We start from the raw sequence: 18,552 nt of genomic DNA, 5'->3' as shown, positions 1-18,552 counted from the left end.
TGTTCACCCATCGACGGTACGTGGTCGCCGCCGTAACCCCTGCCCCGGCGGGCAGTTGCACACGGCATGGGCTGGTACGAGCACGAACTGGGGTGGCCGACCACCGGGGCGCTGCCGCCGGGTCTGGTCACCGGGGTGCGGTTCGACGCGGTGGACGTGCCCGCGGAGGCGGGTCTGGCGATGCTGAACCGTTTCCCGCGGCCGGGCCAGCTCGGCCCGGTGGCGCTGGACGGCCACCGGATCCGGCTGCTGGTGGCCGCCGGATCCGCCGAGGAGCTGCCGGGGCTGCTGGAGTGGCTGGAGTGGGGCGGTATCCGGCTGGATCTGACGGCGCTGGGGTCCGGCGCTCCGATGCGAGCGCCCGCGCACCCCGAGTGGGGCCGCCGGGAGGCCGCGTACGACCGGTCCGCGCCGGTGTGGCTGCGGCCTCCCCGACCGGGGTGCGAAGTCGAGTCCACGGTGCCCGCGCTGCGTGTCACGGATGGAGCCGATGGAACGGGGGTACCCATCGGGCTCACGGCACTGGTGGCCGCCCTTGCGACGGCCTGCCACCGGATCACGCTGCGGACGCGTAGCCAGGATCAGCCGTGGGCCTTCTCGTACGCCTCACGAATGGTGGCCGGAACACGACCGCGGTCGTTGACCTCGTAACCCTTCTCCTTGGCCCACGCACGGATCTTCGCGGTGTCGGGACCGGAAGCGCCGCCTCCGCGGACCGCCTTGGTGCGGCCACGACCGGCCCGTCCGCCGGTACGACGGCCACTGTCCGTGTACGGGTTGAGCAGCCCGCGGAGCTTGTCAGCATTCGCGGTGGTGAGGTCGATCTCGTAGGTCACACCGTCGAGAGCGAACGTGACGGTCTCGTCCGCCTCGCCGCCGTCGAGGTCGTCAACAAGAAGAACCTGGACCTTCTGAGCCACCGGCTTCCCTTTCATCGAAAACGGATTAACGGTAAAAGCAAAGCGCCTTTGCGGGAAAAACACAAACCCCTTGCACGAACGGGCGCCCGCGAGGTAGCGCGATCCGGACAAACCGGAACGGTCAGAGTTGCAGCAGCATGCGGCTGTTGCCCAAGGTGTTCGGTTTCACTCGCTCCAGGTCCAGGAACTCCGCGACACCCTCGTCATTGGAACGGAGGAGCTCGCCGAAGACATCGCCGTCGACCGGCGTCTCCCCGATCTCCACGAAGCCGTGCTTCGCGAAGAAGTCCACTTCGAAGGTGAGGCAGAAAATTCGGCGGACTCCCAGCCAGCGTGCGGTGTGCAGCAACTTTGCCAGCAACTGGTGGCCGACACCCTTGCCGCGCTGCGTCGGGTCCACCGCCAGCGTCCTGACCTCGGCCAGGTCCTCCCACATCACGTGCAGGGCGCCGCACGCGACCACGTTCGCGTCCTCGTCCCGTTCCGCGACCCAGAACTCCTGGATGTCCTCATAAAGGGTCACTGTCGGCTTGTCGAGCAGGATGCCGTCACGCACATAGGAGTCGAGCAGCGTCCGTACCGCGGCGACATCGCCGGTGCGCGCCCGGCGGATGGTGACGTCATTCGACATGAGGGGCATGTGCGGACGCTATCGCCCTTCGGGATCCGCAGGACCGGAGGGGTCGACGGACTGGATGATGCGCAATGCGTCACGGACCGCTTCACGCTGTTCCGGAGACATCATGCCGAAGAAGTGGACGAGCGCGGCGGCCGGGTTGTCGCTCGCGGACCACGCTTCGTTCATCAGTGCGGCAGAGTATGCGGCACGCGTCGAAACGGCCTCATAACGATAAGCGCGGCCTTCCTCCTCGCGGCGGAGCCAGCCCTTCTGGCGCAGGTTGTCCATTACGGTCATGACAGTTGTGTACGCGATGGATCGATCCCGTGAGAGATCCTCCAGGACCTCACGAACCGTGACCGGTCGGTTCCACTCCCACACTCGCGTCATGACGGCGTCTTCGAGGTCTCCCAATGGCCGGGGCACATTCCGGATACTAGCCGCAGACGTTCCGCTTATCGGGACCAAACGGGTCGGACCGGCGCACGGCGCCTTGTCGGGCGCCCCGCACCGGTCCGTGGATCGGGCATGGATCTTCGGCCAAGTATCAGATGATATTGATTTCCTTGGCCGTCAAATGCCGCGGCGGGCGTCAGCGGTCCTCGGCGGAGGGCTGGCGCGCGGCCTCGGCGCGGGCGAAGGCGGCGTCCACCGCCGCGTCCTCCTTGGCCTTGTTGGCCCCGCCCTGATTCTTGATGATCGTCACGATGACGGCGATGAAGAGGATCGCCATCACCAGCGGCGGCACGATCGCGGATACGTAGTCCATACCGACCAGCGTAGCCACGCCTCCCGCGCCGCCGACGGCGGGTGGGTGCGGCGGGGCCCGTCAGGCCGAGCGGGCCTCGTCGTCCCGCTTGGGCGCGGCGGGCTTGCGGCCGGGCGGCCAGATCTCGGCGGGCGTCGGCGGGCGCTTGGGCGCGCCCTCGCCGGGCCCCGGCGAGGGGGACGGCGCCGGGGACTTCGGGCGGGGCGAAGGAGCCGGGGACGGCTTCTTCTCCGCCGGGTCCGCGGCGGTGGCGGAACGGGCGCCCGGAAGGGCGAGCAGGCGGCGCGACGTGGTCATATGGGCCTCCAGACGGAGTCGTACGTCGTTCTCTGCGAGGGTTTCGCAGCGGCGCAGCAGTGCGGTGCGCCGCCGGTACTCCGGGGTTCCGCTCGGTGCGGCCCGCAGGCGGCGCAGTGCGGCGAGGTCGTCCGCGCCGGGTACGTAGCCGCTGGCGAGCGCGGCGGTGAGCCGTTCCAGATACCCGCCCGCGCTTCCGGGCAGCGCCTGCCGGTACCGGCTCAGCTCGTCCAGCAGGAACGACCGCAGCCGTCCCGCCTCCGCCACCGCGTCGTCCACGGCGTGCACGAGCCGGAGGTATTCCTGTACGTGCTCGGCGGGCCGCGCCGGTACGCGCGCCTGTGCGGCGGGGCGTACGGGTCCGCGGAGCTGTTCCGCCGGGCGTACGTGCTCGGCCGGGCGCGGCGCGAGCACGGCGTCGGCGGCGGTGTCGGTCCGGCCCGCGTAAGGGGACAGGACTTCCGCCAGGGCTCGGCGCAGCACGCGCAGTTCGTCCGCGCTGAACGCCATCCCGCCTCGGTTTCCGTGTGGCGTGGGCATAGCGAAAGATTAGTCTTTAACCGGACAAATCACACGCATCCTCGCGCACTCGGGTGCGTCGCCCGCCCCGTACCGCCGCAAGCCCCCCGTACGGCCCGGAGCCGCCCCGTACCGCCGGGCGACACGGCGAGACACGCCGGGCGACACGGCGTACACCCCGGGCGCTACGACGTCTGGACGTTCCGCTCGTACACCAGCCGCAGTCCGATCAGCGTCAGCCAGGGCTCGTGCTCGTCGATGATCGACGCCTCGCCCAGGACCAGCGGCGCCAGGCCGCCCGTCGCGATGACGGTCACGTCGTCCGGGTCGTCGGCCAGCTCGCGCGCCATCCGCTCGGCGATGCCGTCGGCCTGCCCGGCGAAACCGTAGAGGATGCCGGACTGCATGGCCTCGATCGTGTTCTTGCCGATGACGCTGCGCGGCCTGGCCAGCTCGATCTTGCGCAGCTGCGCGCCGCGCATGCCGAGCGCGTCCACCGAGATCTCGATGCCGGGCGCGATGGCGCCGCCCACGTACTCCCCGCGCGCCGACACCGCGTCGAAGGTGGTCGCCGTGCCGAAGTCCACGACGATGCACGGGCCGCCGTAGAGGTGCACGGCGGCCAGCGAGTTGATGATCCGGTCGGAGCCGACCTCCTTGGGGTGGTCGACCAGGATCGGCACACCGGTCTTGACGCCCGGCTCGACCAGGATCGACGGGACGTCGCCGTAGTAGCGGCGGGTCACCTCGCGCAGCTCGTGCAGCACCGACGGCACCGTCGAGCAGATCGCGATGCCGTCGATGCCGTCGCCGAGGTCGCCGAGCAGCGGGTGCATCCCCATCAGGCCCTGGAGCAGTACGGCCAGTTCGTCGGCGGTACGGCGCGGGTCGGTGGAGATCCGCCAGTGCTCGACGATCTCCTCCCCGTCGAACAGCCCGAGGACGGTGTGGGTGTTGCCGACGTCGATGGTGAGCAGCATGCGCCCCTACGCTTCCGCTCGTCGGCCCGCGGCGTCCGCGCGCAGGTCGAGGCCGATGTCCAGGATCGGGGAGGAGTGGGTGAGGCCGCCGACCGCCAGGTAGTCCACGCCGGTCTCGGCGTAGGCGCGGGCGGTGTCCAGGGTGAGGCGGCCCGAGGACTCCAGCACCGCGCGGCCCGCGACCAGCGCGACGGCCTCCGCGGTCTCGGCCGGGGTGAAGTTGTCCAGCAGGATCAGGTCGGCGCCCGCGTCCAGCACCTCGCGCACCTGGTGCATCGTGTCGACCTCGACCTCGACCGCCAGATCGGGGAACTCCTCGCGGACCAGCTTGAACGCCTGCGCCACGCCGCCCGCCGCGACCACGTGGTTGTCCTTGACCAGCGCCGCGTCCGACAGCGACATCCGGTGGTTGACGCCGCCGCCGCAGCGGACCGCGTACTTCTCCAGCGCCCGCAGGCCCGGTGTCGTCTTGCGGGTGTCGCGGACCTTCGCGGAGGTGCCCTCCAGCACGTCGGCCCACTCGCGGGTGGCGGTGGCGATCCCGGAGAGCCTGCACAGCAGATTGAGCGCGCTGCGCTCGGCGGTCAGCAGGTCGCGGGTGCGGGTGCGCACGGTGAGCAGCTTCTGCCCGGCCGCGACCCGGTCGCCGTCCTCCACGTGCCGCTCGACCTCGAACTCGTCGGTGCACACCACCGACAGCACCGCCTCGGTGACCCGCAGGCCCGCCACGGTGCCCGCCTCGCGGGCGGTGAAGTCGCCGGTGGAGAAGGCGTCCTCGGGGACGGTCGCCACGGTCGTGACGTCCACGCCCTGGTCCAGGTCCTCCTCGATCGCCATGTGCGCGATGTCCTCGACCTGCACCGGGTCAAGGCCCGCGTCCATCAGGAGCTGCGCCAGGTCGGGGTCGAGGCCGCACTCCAGCGGGTCGAGGCCGTACGCGTCGTCGTACGCCTCGCCCGCGCCGCAGCCGCAGCCGTCACCGCAGCCGCCGCCGGTCACCTCGCTCGGCGGGCCGATCTGCGGCAGCGGGAGGGCGACGGGCCGGGGACGGTCGGGGGTGGTCACGAGGGCTCCTTCGGATTCCGAGCGGCGTGCGGCGGACGGTTCGCGGTACTGGGCGCGGCGTCCGGCGCGGTGCCGTTGGGGGCGGCCCCATCATCCACGATCGGAGCGGTCCCGGGGGCGCCGCCCCGGGTGTCCCCCGTGCCGCCGCCGGTCGGCGGGAAGTCCGTGCCTTCGGTGGTGTGCACCGCGAGCGTGCGGTGCGGGGTGAGGCGTACGACGAGATGCCGGCGCCACGCCTGGTCGTCGCGGTCGGGGCGGTCCTCGCGCCAGTGGCAGCCGCGGGTCTCCTCGCGGCGGCGGGCGGCGGCGACCAGCACCCGGGCGACCAGGCCCAGATTGGTCGCCTCCCAGGTCTCGACGCACGGCTCGGCGGTCTTGCCGTCCCTGTCGTACTCCTCGACGGCCGCGGTGTGCAGCCGTTCCAGCGCGCCCGCCGCGGTGGCCAGGCTGTCGGCGCTGCGCAGGACGCCCGCGCCCGCCGACATGATCCGCTGCACCTCGTAGCGCGCCTCGGAGGCCAGCAGCGGGGTGTGCGCGGGCTCCGGGATGACGGGCTCGCCCGGCACCGTCGGGTCGGCGACGATGTCGGCGGCGATCCGCTCGGCGAAGACCAGCCCTTCGAGGAGCGAGTTCGACGCGAGCCGGTTCGCGCCGTGCACGCCCGTACAGGCGACCTCGCCGCACGCGTACAGGCCGGGGACGGTCGTACGGCCGAGGAGGTCGGTACGGACGCCGCCGGACGCGTGGTGCGCGGCGGGCGCGACCGGGATCGGCTCGGTGACGGGGTCGATGCCGTGGGCGCGGCAGGCGGCCAGGATGGTGGGGAAACGCTCCTCCCACATGGTGGCGCCGAAGTGCCGGGCGTCGAGGTACATGTGCTCGGCGCCGGTCTCCTGCATCCGCCGCGTGATGCCCTTGGCGACGATGTCGCGCGGGGCCAGCTCGGCCAGTTCGTGCTGGCCGACCATGAAGCGGACCCCGTCGGCGTCCACCAGGTGCGCGCCCTCGCCGCGTACCGCCTCCGAGACCAGCGGCTGCTGGCCCTCGGCGTCCGGGCCCAGCCACAGCACGGTCGGGTGGAACTGGACGAATTCCAGGTCGCTGACCTCGGCGCCCGCGCGCAGCGCCAGCGCCACGCCGTCGCCCGTCGACACCGCCGGGTTGGTGGTCGCCGAGAACACCTGGCCCATGCCGCCGGTGGCCAGGACGACGGCGCGGGCGCGTACGGCTCCGACGCCGTCGCGCTGCCCGGCGCCCATCACGTGCAGGGTGACGCCCGCGGTGCGGCCCTCGGCGTCGGTGAGCAGGTCGAGGACCAGCGCGTTCTCGACGAAGTCGATATTGGCTTCGCGGACCGCCTCGATCAGCGCGCGGGAGACCTCGGCGCCGGTCGCGTCGCCGCCCGCGTGGACGATCCGGCGGCGGTGGTGGCCGCCCTCGCGGGTCAGCAGGATCTCGCCGCTGGTCTTGTCGGTGTCGAAGTGCGCGCCGGTCGCGATGAGGCGGCGCACCGCGGCGGGGCCCTCGGTGACCAGGGTGGCGACGGCCGTCTCGTCGCAGACGCCCGCGCCCGCGACGAGGGTGTCGGCCAGGTGCTGCTCGGGGGTGTCGCCCTCGCCGAGGGCCGCGGCTATGCCGCCCTGCGCCCAGCGGGTCGAGCCGTCGTCCAGGTGCGCCTTGGTCACGACGGTGACCTTCGCTCCCGCGGCGGCGCAGCGCAGGGCGACGGTGAGGCCCGCGACGCCCGAGCCGACCACGACCACGTCGGAGGTCAGCGTCCAGCCGGGCTCGGCGGCGTACAGGCGGATGCCGGTACTCGCGCTTGTGGCTCTGGTTCCGTTCATTCGGCGGCTCCGAACTCCAGCGGGAGGTTGTCGATCAGGCGGGTGGTGCCGGCCTTGGCGGCGACGGCGAGGACGGCGGGGCCCGCGTGGTCCGGCGCGGCTTCGGTGAAGTCGGCGGGGTCGATGAGGGCCAGGTAGTCGACGGCGAGGCCGTCGGCCGTGGCCAGGACGTGTCCTGCCGCCCGTCGTACGGCGTCCGGGCCGCCCCCGGCCGCGTCCCGGCCCGCGAACAGGGCGCGGGACAGGGCCAGGGCGTGCTCGCGGTCCCGCTCCGACAGGTAGCGGTTGCGGCTGGACAGCGCCAGGCCGTCCGGCTCGCGCACGGTCGGTACGGCGACGATCTCGACGGGGAAGTTCAGGTCGGTGACCATGCGGCGGATCAGGGCGAGCTGCTGGGCGTCCTTCTGCCCGAAGAAGGCCGCGGCGGGCCGCGTGAGGTGCAGCAGCTTGGCGACGACGGTCAGCATGCCGTCGAAGTGGCCGGGCCGGGACGCGCCCTCGTACCGCTCGCCCATGGGTCCCGCGGTGATACGGACCTGCGGTCGGCCGCCGGGGTAGACCTCGTCGGTGGCGGGCGCGAAGACGTGGTCGGCGCCGGCCTTCTGCGCCAGCACGACGTCGGCTTCGAGGGTGCGGGGGTAGCGGTCGAGGTCCTCGTTCGGCCCGAACTGGAGGGGGTTGACGAAGACGGTGACGGTGACGAGGCCGTCGCCCGCGTAGGCGCGGGCCGCGCGGATCAGGGCGGCGTGGCCCTCGTGCAGCGCGCCCATCGTCATGACGACGGCGGCGGCCGGGGGCAGTTCCGCCGCGGTGTGCACCAGCTCGGTCACGGGGTCCCTCCATTGGCGAGGGCGCCGAGCAGCGCCTCCGCGAACTCCGGTTTCAGCATTCCGTTGGCCAGAGCGCGGTCCGCGGTGGCGCGGGCCATTCCCACGTACGAGGCCACCGTCTCGGGGGCGTGCGCGCGCAGTTCGTCCAGGTGCGCGGTGACGGTGCCGGCGTCGCCGCGGGCGACCGGCCCGGTCAGGGCGGCGTCGCCGGAGCGCAGGGCGTTGTCGAGCGCGGCGCCCAGCAGCGGGCCGAGCATGCGGCCGGGCTCGGCGACGCCCGACGCCTTGAGCAGGTCCATCGACTGGGCCACCAGGGTGACGAGGTGGTTCGCGCCGATGGCCAGTGCCGCGTGGTAGAGCGGGCGGGCGGCCTCCTCGATCCACTCGGGCTCGCCGCCCATCTCGATGACGAGCGCCTCGGCGGCCAGCCGCAGCTCGCCGGGGGCGGTCACGCCGAAGGAGCAGCCCGCCAGGCGCTGCACGTCCACCGGCGTGCCGGAGAAGGTCATCACCGGGTGCAGCGCGAGCGGCAGCGCGCCCGCGCGCAGCGCCGGGTCGAGCACGGACGTGCCATACCGGCCCGAGGTGTGCACCAGCAGTTGGCCGGGCCGCACCGCGCCGGTCTCCGCGAGGCCCTTGACCAGGTCGGGCAGGGCGTCGTCGGGGACGGTCAGCAGTACGAGGTCGGCGCGTTCGAACACCGCGGCCGGTTCCACCAGGGGGACGCCGGGGAGCAGCGCCGCGGCGCGGCGCTTGGACGCCTCGGACACGCCGGACGCCGCCACGGGGCGGTGCCCCGCCATGCGCAGCGCCGCCGCCAGTGCGGGGCCCACCCTGCCTGCTCCCACGACCCCGACGGCCAGTCGCGCCGGCCGCCCCTCCGCCTTGCCCATCTCGTCCACGCGCGCTCCGAGCCTTCCGTTCCAGTCCTCACCGGGGTACCGGACGCCTTCTCGTCAATCCTACGCGAATCCCCTCCGGGGCGGTCAGCCCGTGCGGGGTGCCCCCTGCGAGAGCTTCAGCACACCGCTGCGTCGTTGTCTTGTCTTTCCCACCCGCCCACCCGTGCGGGTGCTTTGTCGTCTGCGGGTGCCGCCTGTGCCTGGTCGGTGCCGGTCCGGGGCACCTCCTCGAAATCCGTACCACCTGGCCTTTACGAATCCGGCACCCGGCCGTCAACGTATTTCTGCGGGGGCACCCCGGCCCGTCCCCTCCTCGCTCGTCGGCGTCCGCCTGTCCGTGGATAGCTGAGGGAGAGGGGGTTCTTTCGGCGAACCGTCCCGCGCCACCCGACGTCCAGCCGGGGGGCGAAAGGTCTGTCGGAAGGGCGCACCGGCGCAGGGCGGTTCGCCGGGAGGACCCCCCTCCGCCACCCCCATCGGCGGGCGGACGCCGACGTACCGGGAGGGGACGGGCCGGGGTGCCCCCGCAGGGGGACGAACGGAAAGGGGCTGGACGTTTTCGAAGTGGGTGCACGTTCGTCGCCCGAGGAGGTGCCCCGGCCCGGCACCGACCAGGCACAAGCGGCACCCGCAGACGAAAAAGCACCCGCACGGGTGGGCGGGCGGGGAAAGGAGGGAGGGCGGGCACCCGCGCGGGGGGCGATAAGGCGTGGCGGGGGACCGCCCTGGAAGGGAGTATCGGGGGATGGGCGATGACGGCGAGATGCGGGAGAAGGTCGCGGCGGCAGTCGCGAAGTGCGACGGAAGGGTCCTGATGTCCGGCCCCAAGGCGACCCTTGGGGAACGGCTGGCGCGGCTCGCCGAAGAGGCGGCGACGGCGTACGACGTGACAGAGCCGGTGGACATCTACGGCGACGGCGTCGTGGCCGCCCTGGAGCGCCGCGTGGCGGAAATCCTCGGCACACAGGACGCGGCCTTCTTCCCGACGGGCACGATGGCCCAGCAAGTGGCCCTGCGGGCATGGGCGGGCCGCACGGGCAACGCGACGGTGGCGCTGCACCCGATGGCCCACCCGGAGGTGCACGAACGCGGCGCGCTGCACGCGGTGAGCGGCCTGCGCACCGTCCACCCGACGACGGAACCCCGCCTGCCGACCGCGGAAGAGATCCGCGACTTCGAGGAGCCGTTCGGCACCCTGATGCTCGAACTGCCGCTGCGGGACGCCGGTTTCGTGCTGCCGTCGTGGGACGAGCTGACGGCGACGGTGGCCGCGGCCCGCGACCGGGACGCGGTCGTGCACTTCGACGGCGCCCGCCTGTGGGAGTGCACACCCCACTTCGGCCGCCCGCTGCCGGAGATCGCGGCCCTCGCGGACAGCGTGTACGTGAGCTTCTACAAGTCGCTGGACGGCATCTCGGGCGCGGCCCTGGCCGCCTCCGCGGACGTCGTCGCGGAGGCGAAGGCGTGGCGGCACCGGTACGGCGGCATGCTGTTCCAGCAGTTCCCCGCCGCGCTGGCGGCGCTGGCCGGTCTCGACACCGTACTGCCGCGGCTCCCGTCGTTCGTGGCGCACGCCAAGCCGGTCGCGCGGGCCCTGAGCGAGGGCCTGACGGAGGGCGGTGTGCCGTGGCTGCGGGTGCACCCGGAAGAGCCGCAGACCCATCAGTTCCAGCTCTGGCTGCCGTATCCGGCCGACGTCCTGGGTGAGGCGTCACTGCGTCAGGCCGAGGAGACCAGGATCTCCCTCTTCGGCCGCGCCGTCTTCGCGGAGCCGGGCGTGCCCGGCCTGTCCATGACGGAGGTGACGGTCGCGGCCCCGGCGCTCGAATGGACCGAGCAGGACGTCAGGGAGGCGGCGGCGGCCTTCGCGCGCCGCCTCCCCCGGCCGTAGGACCGAGGCCGTCCGCTCAGCCGCCCACCCGCAGCAGCAGCTTCCCCGTGCTCCTGCGCGACTCCAGCAGCCGGTGCGCCTCCGCCGCACGCTCCAGCGGGAACTCGGCGCTCACCGGCAGCTCCACATCGCCGTCGGTGACGGTACGGAAGGCGGCGTCGGCGATCCGCCGCAGCCGCTGCGGCTCCTGCGCGGCCATGCCGAGGACGGAGAAGCCCGAGACGGACAGCCCCAGCGGATACGTGTCGGCGGGCCCGATCCACCAGGGCTCCTCCGAACCGGCGTTGCCGAAGGAGACGAGGCGGCCGAAGCGGCCGAGCGTGCCGAGGGTGCGGCGGAAGGTCTCGCCGCCGACCGGGTCGAGGGCGATGTCGACGCCCCGCCCGCCGGTCGCCGCCCGGACGTCGGTGTCGAAGGTCGCGGCCGTGAAGACCTCGTCGTAACCGGACTTGAGCGCGTGGTCGGCCTTGTCGAGGCTGGAGACGACGCCGTAGACGGCCGCCGCGCCGCCCAGCCGGGCGAGCTGTCCCGCGACCGTGCCGACGCCGCCCGCCGCGCCCTGGACGAGCACGGTGTCGCCCTCGCGCAGCCGCCCGACCTCGTGCAGCAGCGCGTACGCGGTGGGCAGCACGCTGGGGAGGGTGGCGCCGGTGCGCAGGTCGAGTCCCGCGGGCAGGGCGAAGACGGTGGCGGCCGGCGCGAGCGCGGTCTCGGCGTAGCCGCCGCCGTCGAGGAAGGCGGCGACCTCCTGGCCGGGCGTGAAGTCGGTGACGTCCGGGCCGACCTCGCGGATCAGCCCCGAGACCTCGAGGCCCGGCCGGAAGGGCAGCGCCTCCACCCGGTAGCCCTCGGCCCTGGCCTTGACGTCGGCGAAGTTGACGCCCGCCCAGGCGACGTCGACGGTGACCTCGCCGGGGCCCGGCGAGGGTAGCGGCACGTCCGCGAGGCGCAGCACCTCGGGACCTCCGTACTGCTCGAAAACGATGGCGCGCATGTCGTACTCCCCCGTGCTGTGATCCCTACCGGTCGGTACGGACCTTCCCTGATCGGCCCGGCGTGAACCCGTATCCGCGAACCGCCGGTAACCGCTTCAGGGGTCCGGCCGCCTCAGCCGCCGGCCCGCACCAGGCCCGTCTCGTAGGCCAGGACGACGGCCTGGACGCGGTCGCGCAGGCCCAGTTTGGTGAGGATGCGGCCGACGTGCGTCTTGACCGTGGCCTCCGACAGGACCAGCTTGCGGGCGATCTCGCCGTTGGACAGGCCCTGGGCGACCAGCAGCAGCACCTCGCGCTCGCGCTCGGTCAGCTTGTCGACCTCCTTGTGCTCCTCGGCCGCCGCGGACGGCAGCATCGGGGTGAAGCGGTCGAGCAGCCGCCGGGTGGTGCTGGGCGCCACCACGGCGTCGCCGCTGTGCACGGCCCGGATCGCGCCGAGCAGTTCGTCCGGCGGCACGTCCTTGAGCATGAAGCCGCTGGCGCCCGCCTTGAGCGCGGCGAAGGCGTACTCGTCCAGGTCGAAGGTGGTCAGGATGAGGACCCGCGGGCCCTCGCCCTCCCGGCGGACCGCCTCGCCGCGGTCGCCCCCGCAGATGTGCCGGGTCGCCTCGACCCCGTCCATCCGCGGCATGCGGACGTCCATCAGCACGACGTCGACCCGCGTGTGCCGCAGCACCTCCAGCGCTTCGGCGCCGTCGCCCGCCTCGGCCACGACCTCCATGTCCGGCTGGGCGGCGAGCACCATCCGGAACCCGGTGCGCAGCAGCACCTGGTCGTCGACGAGCATGACGCGGATCGCCATGTGTCCTACCTCTCGGTTGTTCTCCGTGGTCACGGCCGCCGGTCCTCGCCGGTCCCGGCCGTGGTGGTCGTCCGGCTAACCGGTTCTCAGCGGCAGCACCGCGCTGATCCGGAAGCCCCCGCCGGGGCGCGGACCCGCGTCCAGCGTGCCGCCGACCATGCCTATCCGCTCCCGCATGCCGATCAGGCCCTGGCCCAGGCCGTCCCGGCCGCCCTGCTGGTACAGCTCATGCCGGGCGCCGCGCCCGTCGTCCTCGATCAGCAGGTCGAGCGCCGCGTCGCCGAAGCCCAGCATGACGCTGGCGCTGGCGCCGTCCCCGCCGTGCTTGCGGACGTTCGTCAGCGCCTCCTGCACGATGCGGTACGCGGTCAGCTCGACGCCGCTGGACAGCGGTCTGGCGTCGCCCGCGACCTCGAATCTGACCGGCAGGCCCGCGCCGCGCACCTGGTCGATCAGATCGGCGAGCTGGTCGACGCCGGGCTGCGGCACGTACTCGCCGCCCGCGTCGTCGCCCGCGCGCAGCAGCCCGAGCAGCCGCCGCATCTCGGCGAGGGCCTGTCTGCCGGTGGTGGAGATGGTCGACAGCGCCTGCTTGGCCTGGTCGGGCGCGGCGTCCAGCACATACGCGGCGCCGTCCGCCTGGACGACCATCACCGAGACGTTGTGCGCCACGACGTCGTGCAGCTCGCGGGCGATACGGGCCCGCTCGGCCGCCACCGCCGCCTTGGACTGCGCCTCGCGCTCCCGGTGCAGCCGGGCCGCCCGCTCCTCCAGCTCCGCGTAGTACGCGCGGCGGGTACGGAGGCGGTCGCCGACCACCCACGACAGGGCGAAGATCACCGTCAGGAAGAAGGTCTGGAGCAGCGTCGTCCAGACCGTCGAGTACTCGTCGTGCGGCGGCCAGCGCAGCATCGACAGCGGCGCCGCCGCGAGGCCCGCCAGCAGGGCCAGCCGGGACGACCAGCGCTCGCCGTTGGACGCGCACGTGTAGATGATCGCCAGCATCGCCGCGTCGCCGGGATTGGTCTGCACGCCCAGCGCCAACTGGGTCAGGCCGACCCCGATGGCCAGCAGCAGCATCTTCTCCGGCGCACGGCGGCGCAGCGCCACCACGACCGCCAGCGCGCCGGACAGCGGCACCGCCAGCAGCCGCTCGGGGAACCTCAGGTCGGGGACTTCCAGCACCCACACAGCGCAGACCACGAGCAGGACGAGGGCCCAGAAGCCGTCGACCCACGTCGGGTGTCTGCGGAGAAAGTCGTAGATGCGCTGCACATAACCCAGCGTAGGCAACGGAACCCGTGCCGGGGTCAGCCGCTGGAGCGATCTCCCCTACTCCCCAAGGTGGACCCTCCGGGCCGGGTTCCCCCACTCACCTCTACGTCCCGCCGCCCGTGCCCCGCCTCTCCGCGGGAGGGCCCGCCCCGCCCTGGGCGCGGGGAGAGCGCGCCGCCGGCCCCCGCCGGCCGGTGGTCCGCAGACCACCGGACTGCCCCGCCGGGGCCGGTGGTGACCTGCGGGAGCACCGTGGCTGAGCGCGCGGTTCCTCCCCCGGCGCAACGGAAGCGCCCGGGGCCGGGCCGCGAAGAGCCACGACCCGCGCGGGGAGGGGTCAGCCGGCGCGGCGGTGGCCCGTGCGGGAGCGCGAGCGCTTCTCGACGTACATGCGTTGGTCGGCCGAGTGGAGGACTTCCTCGGCGGTCATCCCGCACCCGGCCCAGCCGATGCCGAAGCTGGCGCCGACGCGGACGGCGCGCCCGTCGACGCGGATGGGCGGGATGATGGCGTTGCGGAGGCGGACGGAGAGGTCGGCGGCGTCGGCGGGCGCCAGCCCGTCGGCGAGGACGACGAACTCGTCGCCGCCGAGGCGGGCGACGGTGTCGCCGTCGCGGACGGCGCCGGTGAGGCGGCGGGCGACCTCGATGAGGACGGCGTCACCGGTGTGGTGCCCGAAGCGGTCGTTGATGGACTTGAAGCCGTCGAGGTCGCAGAAGAGGACGGCGAGGCCCTTGCCCGCGTTCTCGGGGTCGCTCTCGTCGGGCGCGGTGACGTGGGTGTGCGAGTCGTAGCCGAGGGCGCCGAGGGGCGCGGCGAGCTCCTCGGGCCCGTAGCCGTAGCTGAAGGCGAACTCGTCGGGCCCTTCGCCGGGGACGCCGAGGGCGTCGGAGAGGTCGTGGGCGTCGCGGTCCTGGGGCCGCGAACAGAGCCGGGCGGAGAGCCGGGCGCGCAGTTCGGCGCTGTTGGGCAGGCCGGTGAGCGAGTCGTGGCTGGCGCGGTGGGCGAGTTGCAGCTCGCGGCCCTTGCGCTCCTCGATGTCCTCGACGTGGGTGAGCAGGAAGCGCGGCCCGTCGGCGGTGTCGGCGACGACCGAATTGCGCAGCGAGGCCCAGACGTAGCTGCCGTCGCGCCGCGCGAGCCGCAGTTCGGCCCGGCCGCCCTCGGCGGAGGTGCGCAGCAGCAGGCCGACGTCCTCGGGGTGGACGAGGTCGGAGAAGGAGTAGCGGCGCATGGTGGAGGCGGAGCGGCCCAGGAGGCGGCACAGGGCGTCGTTGGCGCGCAGCAGCTTGCCGTGCTGGTCGCCGCCCATCTCGGCGATGGCCATGCCGCTGGGGGCGTACTCGAAGGCCTGCCGGAAGCTCTCCTCGCTGGCGCGCAGTGCCTGCTGGTCGCGTTCGAGCCGGACGAGGGCGCGCTGCATGTTGGCGCGCAGCCGGGCGTTGCTGATGGCTATGCCGGCCTGGAACGCGTACATCTGGAGGGCTTCGCAGCCCCAGGGGCCGGGGTGCCTGCCGCTGGTGGGCTTGTCGACGGATATGACGCCGATCAGCTCGCTGCCGACGGTCTGCGAGGAGTACATGGGGGCGTAGAGGCGGTCGCCGGGGTGCCATTCGTCGGCGAAGCGGGGCAGCGGGCCCTCGGTGTGCCACTGGGGCACGTCGTCGTCGATGAGGACCCAGCCCTCGGTGTGCGGGATGAAGCGCAGGGTGCCCCAGCGCTCGCCCATGGTGAGGCGGCGCTCCCAGGAGGTGCGCGAGCCGATGCGTCCGGCCATGAGGGCCTCGGCCGCGGCGCTGCCCGCGAAGGCGGCCACGATGAGATCGCCGTCGGGGCGTACCAGATTGACGGCGGCCAGCTCGTAGTTCAGCCCCTTGACCACGCCTTCCGCGACGGCCTGAAGGGTGTCCGCGAGACTCCGCGCCGTGTTGAGGTCCGCGACGACCTGGTGCAGCTGACGCAGGGTCGCGAGACGGACATACGGCTCCGACTCGGTGTCCATGCCTCTCTCCGCGCCCTCGACAGCAACTCCTGATAATTTCAAATCAACGGATTACACGGGCCACTGAATCACAGCGAGCTGTGCCCCAGGTACACAGGGTCAACAATTCCTCGCCCTTGTGACTCAAGTCACATCATCATGTAAGCGGTTGAACACACAACGTAGAGCCCTGGTCCTAGGACCGGCCACGGCCCACCTCCGACCGGAGCCCGATGCGCGCGATTCCTACCGCCCCGTAACGTGAGGGATGTGCTTGAACCTTCACCCGGACGGCATCCTGGGACCACCATGGGCCTTTCCGAGACCGTCGACCTCGACGACTTCCGCGCCGCGATGTCCCGCCTGGCGGCGGGCGTCGTCCTCATCACCGCACACGACTCGGAGGACGAGCCGCGCGGCGAGGACGTCGGCATGACCGCCACCGCCTTCCTCTCCGTCTCGCTGGAACCGCCGCTGGTGATGGTGAGTGTCCGCGAGGGCTCGCGGATGGACGACCTGCTGGAGCGGCAGCCGCGCTGGGCCGCCTCGGTCCTCAGCGAGAGCCAGCGGCACATCGCGGGCCGCTTCGCGATGCGCGGCCGGATCAGCGACCGGCTGCTCTTCGAGGACATCTCGTACTACCGGGGCGAACACTCCGGCGCTCCCGTGCTCGGCGGCGCGCTCGCGATACTCGAGTGCGAGACGCAGCAGCGGGTGCCCGCCGGTGACCACACCCTGGTGGTGGGGCGGGTGCTGACGGCCAGGACGCCGAGCGCCGACGGCGGGCCGCTGACGTATTTCCGCGGCCGGTACCGCTACCTGCGCTGAGCCGTGGGCTCCCGCCCGCGCCGAGCCGTGCGCCGCATACCCGTATACCCGGGTATACGGGTCCCCGAGTACCCGAGGCGGTCCGCTCAGTCCCAGCCGCCGCCGCTGCGGCCCCGCTTGGTCTGACTGCGCTGCTTCTTCACGCGCAGCCGCCGCTCGTTGATCCCGCGCGGGATCTTCGTGGCGCGGCGCGCCTTGGGCGGCGGTGCCGTGGCCTGCGCCAGCAGCGCGGCGAGGCGGGTGAGCGCCGTCTCCCTGTTGCGCCACTGCGAGCGGTGCTCGGACGCCTTGACCGTCAGTACGCCGCCGGTCAGCCGTCCCGCGAGCCGTTCCAGCGCGCGTTCCTTCCACACCGGGGGCAGCGACTCCGTACGTGCGAGGTCGAAGCGCAACTCGACTTGCGAGTCGGAGGTGTTCACATGCTGACCGCCCGGCCCCGAGGAACGCGAGAAACGCCACAGAAGCTCGGCCTCCGGCACGGAGACCGAACCGCGAATGAGAAGTGGCCCGGACATGTGTCCCATGATCCCGCGTCCGGGGCCCGCGCGTCACGGGGTTTTCGACAGCGGCGCAACAGTTTCGGCGGCGGCGCAACAGCACAGTTGCAGGATTACTGAACCGTACGATCCTGTGACCGCGTTCTGGGGAATGACGGTAGTTTCGTCGGAGTACCTATGACAGACCACAAAAGGGGACTCCTCATGGCTGTAAGCCTGTCCAAGGGCGGCAACGTCTCACTGACCAAAGAGGCGCCCGGCCTGACGGCCGTGACTGTCGGCCTCGGCTGGGACGTGCGGACGACCACCGGCACCGACTTCGACCTCGACGCCAGCGCCATCGCCGTGAAGGTGGACGGCAAGGTCTACTCCGACGGCCACTTCGTCTTCTTCAACAACAAGCAGACCCCGGACCAGACCATCGTCCACACCGGCGACAACCGCACCGGCGAGGGCGACGGCGACGACGAGGCGATCAACGTCAACCTCGCGGGCCTGCCCGCCGACATCGACAAGATCGTCTTCCCCGTCTCGATCTACGACGCCGAGGCCCGCAGCCAGAACTTCGGCCAGGTCCGCAACGCGTACATCCGCATCGTCAACCAGGCCGGCGGCGCCGAGATCGCCCGCTACGACCTGAGCGAGGACGCGGCCACCGAGACCGCCATGGTCTTCGGCGAGCTGTACCGCAACGGCGCCGAGTGGAAGTTCCGCGCCGTCGGCCAGGGTTACGCCTCCGGCCTCGTCGGCATCGCGACCGACTTCGGTGTGACCCTCTAACACACGGGTCACCGTCAGAGCCGCCCACCGCACGGCCCCCGCCCCGGACGCTTCCGGGGACCGGGGGCCGTTCGCGTGTCCGGGCGCAGGTTCTCCCGTGTCCGCCTGTCCGCCTGTCCGCCTGTCCGGGTGTCCGGGTGTCCGCCTGTCCGGGTGTACGGGCCCGCACGCGCGGGTGACACCATCGGTGGGTGATCGACCTCGGATACGCCCTTTCGCGCCGCTTTCCCGACCCGCCGCAGATGGATTACCGGACGGCGGATGTGCGGACCCTGCGGCACGATCTGTTCTGCGGGGATGTGTATGTGGCCGAGGGCGAGCGGGAGTTGTCCACAGGCTGGGGATGGGTGCCGGTGCTGGACTTCGCCTGGGCGTTGTGCGACATCGTGGAGGAACTGGACCGGGACCCGGCGGGGAGCAGGGCGGCGCGGCCGCAATATGCGGAGTTCGACTTCACGGAGTCGGCGGACCGGCTGAGGTTCGTACGGCGTTTCGGCTATGTGGACGTGACGGCCGACTGGGTCGAGGACGAGCCGCCGTTGTCCTTGCACCACGCGGAACTACGGCGGGAGGCGCGGGATTTCCTGCACGATGTGGTGGCCGACCTCACGGATATGCACGAGGGCCTGGACGGAAATCCGGTGATCTGGGATCTGCTGAGCCGTTTCCCGCGGGTGTGAGGCGGGTGTGAGGCGGATGCGGGACCGGCGTGAGGCGCGTGTGAGGCGGTCACGGAAGTGAGGGCGCCGCTTGACCTC

The 18,552-nt window shown here is 72.4% G+C and carries 20 protein-coding genes; 5 read left to right on the top strand and 15 right to left on the bottom strand.

Annotated features, from left to right (window positions below; genetic code table 11):
- Positions 1–66 precede the first annotated feature (66 nt).
- Positions 67–651, top strand: a complete 585-nt coding sequence (locus ACFY9V_RS33010; RefSeq protein ID WP_355342264.1) for an SCO3374 family protein — start codon at positions 67–69, stop codon at positions 649–651.
- Here the strand turns inward: ACFY9V_RS33010 and ACFY9V_RS33005 are convergent.
- The 10 genes from ACFY9V_RS33005 to ACFY9V_RS32960 all read right to left on the bottom strand — a co-directional run bounded on the left by ACFY9V_RS33005 (position 582) and on the right by ACFY9V_RS32960 (position 8,736).
- Positions 582–920, bottom strand: coding sequence for an Lsr2 family protein (locus ACFY9V_RS33005; RefSeq protein ID WP_355342261.1), 339 nt, complete (start codon positions 918–920; stop codon positions 582–584). The genes ACFY9V_RS33010 and ACFY9V_RS33005 overlap by 70 nt on opposite strands.
- A 121-nt stretch (positions 921–1,041) precedes the next feature.
- Positions 1,042–1,560 carry an amino-acid N-acetyltransferase gene (locus ACFY9V_RS33000; protein WP_355342258.1) on the bottom strand — a complete coding sequence of 173 codons (519 nt, stop codon included), beginning with the start codon at positions 1,558–1,560 and terminating at the stop codon, positions 1,042–1,044.
- Between the two features lie 9 nt (positions 1,561–1,569).
- A complete protein-coding gene (locus ACFY9V_RS32995; RefSeq protein ID WP_355342255.1) occupies positions 1,570–1,965 on the bottom strand; it encodes a BlaI/MecI/CopY family transcriptional regulator in 396 nt (131 codons plus the stop codon).
- 166 nt (positions 1,966–2,131) lie between these two features.
- Positions 2,132–2,308, bottom strand: coding sequence for a hypothetical protein (locus ACFY9V_RS32990; RefSeq protein WP_355342252.1), 177 nt, complete (start codon positions 2,306–2,308; stop codon positions 2,132–2,134).
- Between the two features lie 60 nt (positions 2,309–2,368).
- Entirely contained in the window at positions 2,369–3,145 is a 777-nt protein-coding gene (locus ACFY9V_RS32985) for a hypothetical protein (protein ID WP_391164068.1), read from the bottom strand.
- 164 nt (positions 3,146–3,309) lie between these two features.
- Positions 3,310–4,104: a type III pantothenate kinase gene (locus ACFY9V_RS32980; protein ID WP_355342247.1), complete on the bottom strand. Its 795-nt coding sequence runs from the start codon at positions 4,102–4,104 to the stop codon at positions 3,310–3,312.
- A 6-nt stretch (positions 4,105–4,110) separates the two neighbouring features.
- On the bottom strand, positions 4,111–5,169 hold the full coding sequence (gene nadC / locus ACFY9V_RS32975; protein ID WP_355342244.1) for a carboxylating nicotinate-nucleotide diphosphorylase: 1,059 nt from the start codon (positions 5,167–5,169) through the stop codon (positions 4,111–4,113).
- On the bottom strand, positions 5,166–7,013 hold the full coding sequence (locus ACFY9V_RS32970) for an L-aspartate oxidase (RefSeq protein WP_355342241.1): 1,848 nt from the start codon (positions 7,011–7,013) through the stop codon (positions 5,166–5,168). Before ACFY9V_RS32970 ends, nadC begins: the two co-directional genes overlap by 4 nt.
- On the bottom strand, positions 7,010–7,789 hold the full coding sequence (gene panC / locus ACFY9V_RS32965; protein ID WP_391049788.1) for a pantoate--beta-alanine ligase: 780 nt from the start codon (positions 7,787–7,789) through the stop codon (positions 7,010–7,012). Before panC ends, ACFY9V_RS32970 begins: the two co-directional genes overlap by 4 nt.
- A gap of 50 nt (positions 7,790–7,839) precedes the next feature.
- Positions 7,840–8,736 (bottom strand): DUF2520 domain-containing protein, encoded by an 897-nt coding sequence (locus tag ACFY9V_RS32960; RefSeq protein WP_355342364.1) that lies wholly within the window; start codon positions 8,734–8,736, stop codon positions 7,840–7,842.
- 754 nt (positions 8,737–9,490) lie between these two features.
- Between ACFY9V_RS32960 and ACFY9V_RS32955 the strand changes: the two genes are divergently transcribed.
- On the top strand, positions 9,491–10,636 hold the full coding sequence (locus ACFY9V_RS32955) for a beta-eliminating lyase-related protein (RefSeq protein ID WP_391164067.1): 1,146 nt from the start codon (positions 9,491–9,493) through the stop codon (positions 10,634–10,636).
- A gap of 16 nt (positions 10,637–10,652) precedes the next feature.
- Here ACFY9V_RS32955 and ACFY9V_RS32950 read toward each other — a convergent pair whose 3' ends face one another.
- The 4 genes from ACFY9V_RS32950 to cdgB form a co-directional block, all read right to left on the bottom strand.
- On the bottom strand, positions 10,653–11,630 hold the full coding sequence (locus tag ACFY9V_RS32950) for a zinc-binding dehydrogenase (protein WP_391164066.1): 978 nt from the start codon (positions 11,628–11,630) through the stop codon (positions 10,653–10,655).
- Positions 11,631–11,743: 113 nt separating this feature from the next.
- Positions 11,744–12,433 carry a response regulator transcription factor gene (locus ACFY9V_RS32945; RefSeq protein WP_355342358.1) on the bottom strand — a complete coding sequence of 230 codons (690 nt, stop codon included), beginning with the start codon at positions 12,431–12,433 and terminating at the stop codon, positions 11,744–11,746.
- Between the two features lie 75 nt (positions 12,434–12,508).
- The gene (locus ACFY9V_RS32940) at positions 12,509–13,708 is read right to left on the bottom strand and encodes a histidine kinase (protein WP_391049646.1); all 1,200 of its coding nucleotides are present in this window, start codon (positions 13,706–13,708) and stop codon (positions 12,509–12,511) included.
- Positions 13,709–14,045: 337 nt separating this feature from the next.
- Complete coding sequence (gene cdgB, locus ACFY9V_RS32935) at positions 14,046–15,710, bottom strand: diguanylate cyclase CdgB (RefSeq protein WP_355342229.1); 1,665 nt, start codon at positions 15,708–15,710, stop codon at positions 14,046–14,048.
- Positions 15,711–15,998: 288 nt separating this feature from the next.
- Here cdgB and ACFY9V_RS32930 point away from each other — a divergent pair, with 288 nt between their 5' ends.
- Positions 15,999–16,517, top strand: coding sequence for a flavin reductase family protein (locus tag ACFY9V_RS32930; RefSeq protein ID WP_355342226.1), 519 nt, complete (start codon positions 15,999–16,001; stop codon positions 16,515–16,517).
- Positions 16,518–16,603: 86 nt separating this feature from the next.
- On the opposite strand, the gene arfB is transcribed toward ACFY9V_RS32930, so the two are convergent.
- Positions 16,604–17,041, bottom strand: coding sequence for an alternative ribosome rescue aminoacyl-tRNA hydrolase ArfB (gene arfB, locus ACFY9V_RS32925; RefSeq protein ID WP_355342223.1), 438 nt, complete (start codon positions 17,039–17,041; stop codon positions 16,604–16,606).
- Between the two features lie 177 nt (positions 17,042–17,218).
- Here arfB and ACFY9V_RS32920 point away from each other — a divergent pair, with 177 nt between their 5' ends.
- Positions 17,219–17,794 carry a TerD family protein gene (locus ACFY9V_RS32920; RefSeq protein ID WP_355342220.1) on the top strand — a complete coding sequence of 192 codons (576 nt, stop codon included), beginning with the start codon at positions 17,219–17,221 and terminating at the stop codon, positions 17,792–17,794.
- A gap of 191 nt (positions 17,795–17,985) precedes the next feature.
- Positions 17,986–18,474, top strand: a complete 489-nt coding sequence (locus ACFY9V_RS32915; RefSeq protein WP_391049648.1) for a hypothetical protein — start codon at positions 17,986–17,988, stop codon at positions 18,472–18,474.
- The last annotated feature ends 78 nt before the right edge of the window (positions 18,475–18,552 follow it).

Source organism: Streptomyces sp. NPDC008317 (assembly GCF_042955955.1).
Taxonomy (GTDB): Bacteria; Actinomycetota; Actinomycetes; order Streptomycetales; family Streptomycetaceae; genus Actinacidiphila.
The sequence above is the reverse complement of the archived record's forward strand: the minus strand, read 5'-3'. Positions and strand labels throughout refer to the sequence as shown.

What these genes read in the sequence shown, in the direction of transcription:
- ACFY9V_RS33010 (WP_355342264.1), top strand. Translation starts at nt 67, where the DNA reads ATGGGCTGGTACGAGCACGAACTGGGGTGGCCGACCACCGGGGCGCTG.
- ACFY9V_RS33000 (WP_355342258.1), bottom strand. Translation starts at nt 1,560, where the DNA reads ATGCCCCTCATGTCGAATGACGTCACCATCCGCCGGGCGCGCACCGGC.
- ACFY9V_RS32990 (WP_355342252.1), bottom strand. Translation starts at nt 2,308, where the DNA reads ATGGACTACGTATCCGCGATCGTGCCGCCGCTGGTGATGGCGATCCTC.
- ACFY9V_RS32985 (WP_391164068.1), bottom strand. Translation starts at nt 3,145, where the DNA reads ATGCCCACGCCACACGGAAACCGAGGCGGGATGGCGTTCAGCGCGGAC.
- ACFY9V_RS32980 (WP_355342247.1), bottom strand. Translation starts at nt 4,104, where the DNA reads ATGCTGCTCACCATCGACGTCGGCAACACCCACACCGTCCTCGGGCTG.
- ACFY9V_RS32970 (WP_355342241.1), bottom strand. Translation starts at nt 7,013, where the DNA reads ATGAACGGAACCAGAGCCACAAGCGCGAGTACCGGCATCCGCCTGTAC.
- panC (WP_391049788.1), bottom strand. Translation starts at nt 7,789, where the DNA reads ATGACGATGGGCGCGCTGCACGAGGGCCACGCCGCCCTGATCCGCGCG.
- ACFY9V_RS32960 (WP_355342364.1), bottom strand. Translation starts at nt 8,736, where the DNA reads ATGGGCAAGGCGGAGGGGCGGCCGGCGCGACTGGCCGTCGGGGTCGTG.
- ACFY9V_RS32955 (WP_391164067.1), top strand. Translation starts at nt 9,491, where the DNA reads ATGGGCGATGACGGCGAGATGCGGGAGAAGGTCGCGGCGGCAGTCGCG.
- ACFY9V_RS32950 (WP_391164066.1), bottom strand. Translation starts at nt 11,630, where the DNA reads ATGCGCGCCATCGTTTTCGAGCAGTACGGAGGTCCCGAGGTGCTGCGC.
- ACFY9V_RS32945 (WP_355342358.1), bottom strand. Translation starts at nt 12,433, where the DNA reads ATGGCGATCCGCGTCATGCTCGTCGACGACCAGGTGCTGCTGCGCACC.
- cdgB (WP_355342229.1), bottom strand. Translation starts at nt 15,710, where the DNA reads ATGGACACCGAGTCGGAGCCGTATGTCCGTCTCGCGACCCTGCGTCAG.
- ACFY9V_RS32930 (WP_355342226.1), top strand. Translation starts at nt 15,999, where the DNA reads ATGGGCCTTTCCGAGACCGTCGACCTCGACGACTTCCGCGCCGCGATG.
- arfB (WP_355342223.1), bottom strand. Translation starts at nt 17,041, where the DNA reads ATGGGACACATGTCCGGGCCACTTCTCATTCGCGGTTCGGTCTCCGTG.
- ACFY9V_RS32920 (WP_355342220.1), top strand. Translation starts at nt 17,219, where the DNA reads ATGGCTGTAAGCCTGTCCAAGGGCGGCAACGTCTCACTGACCAAAGAG.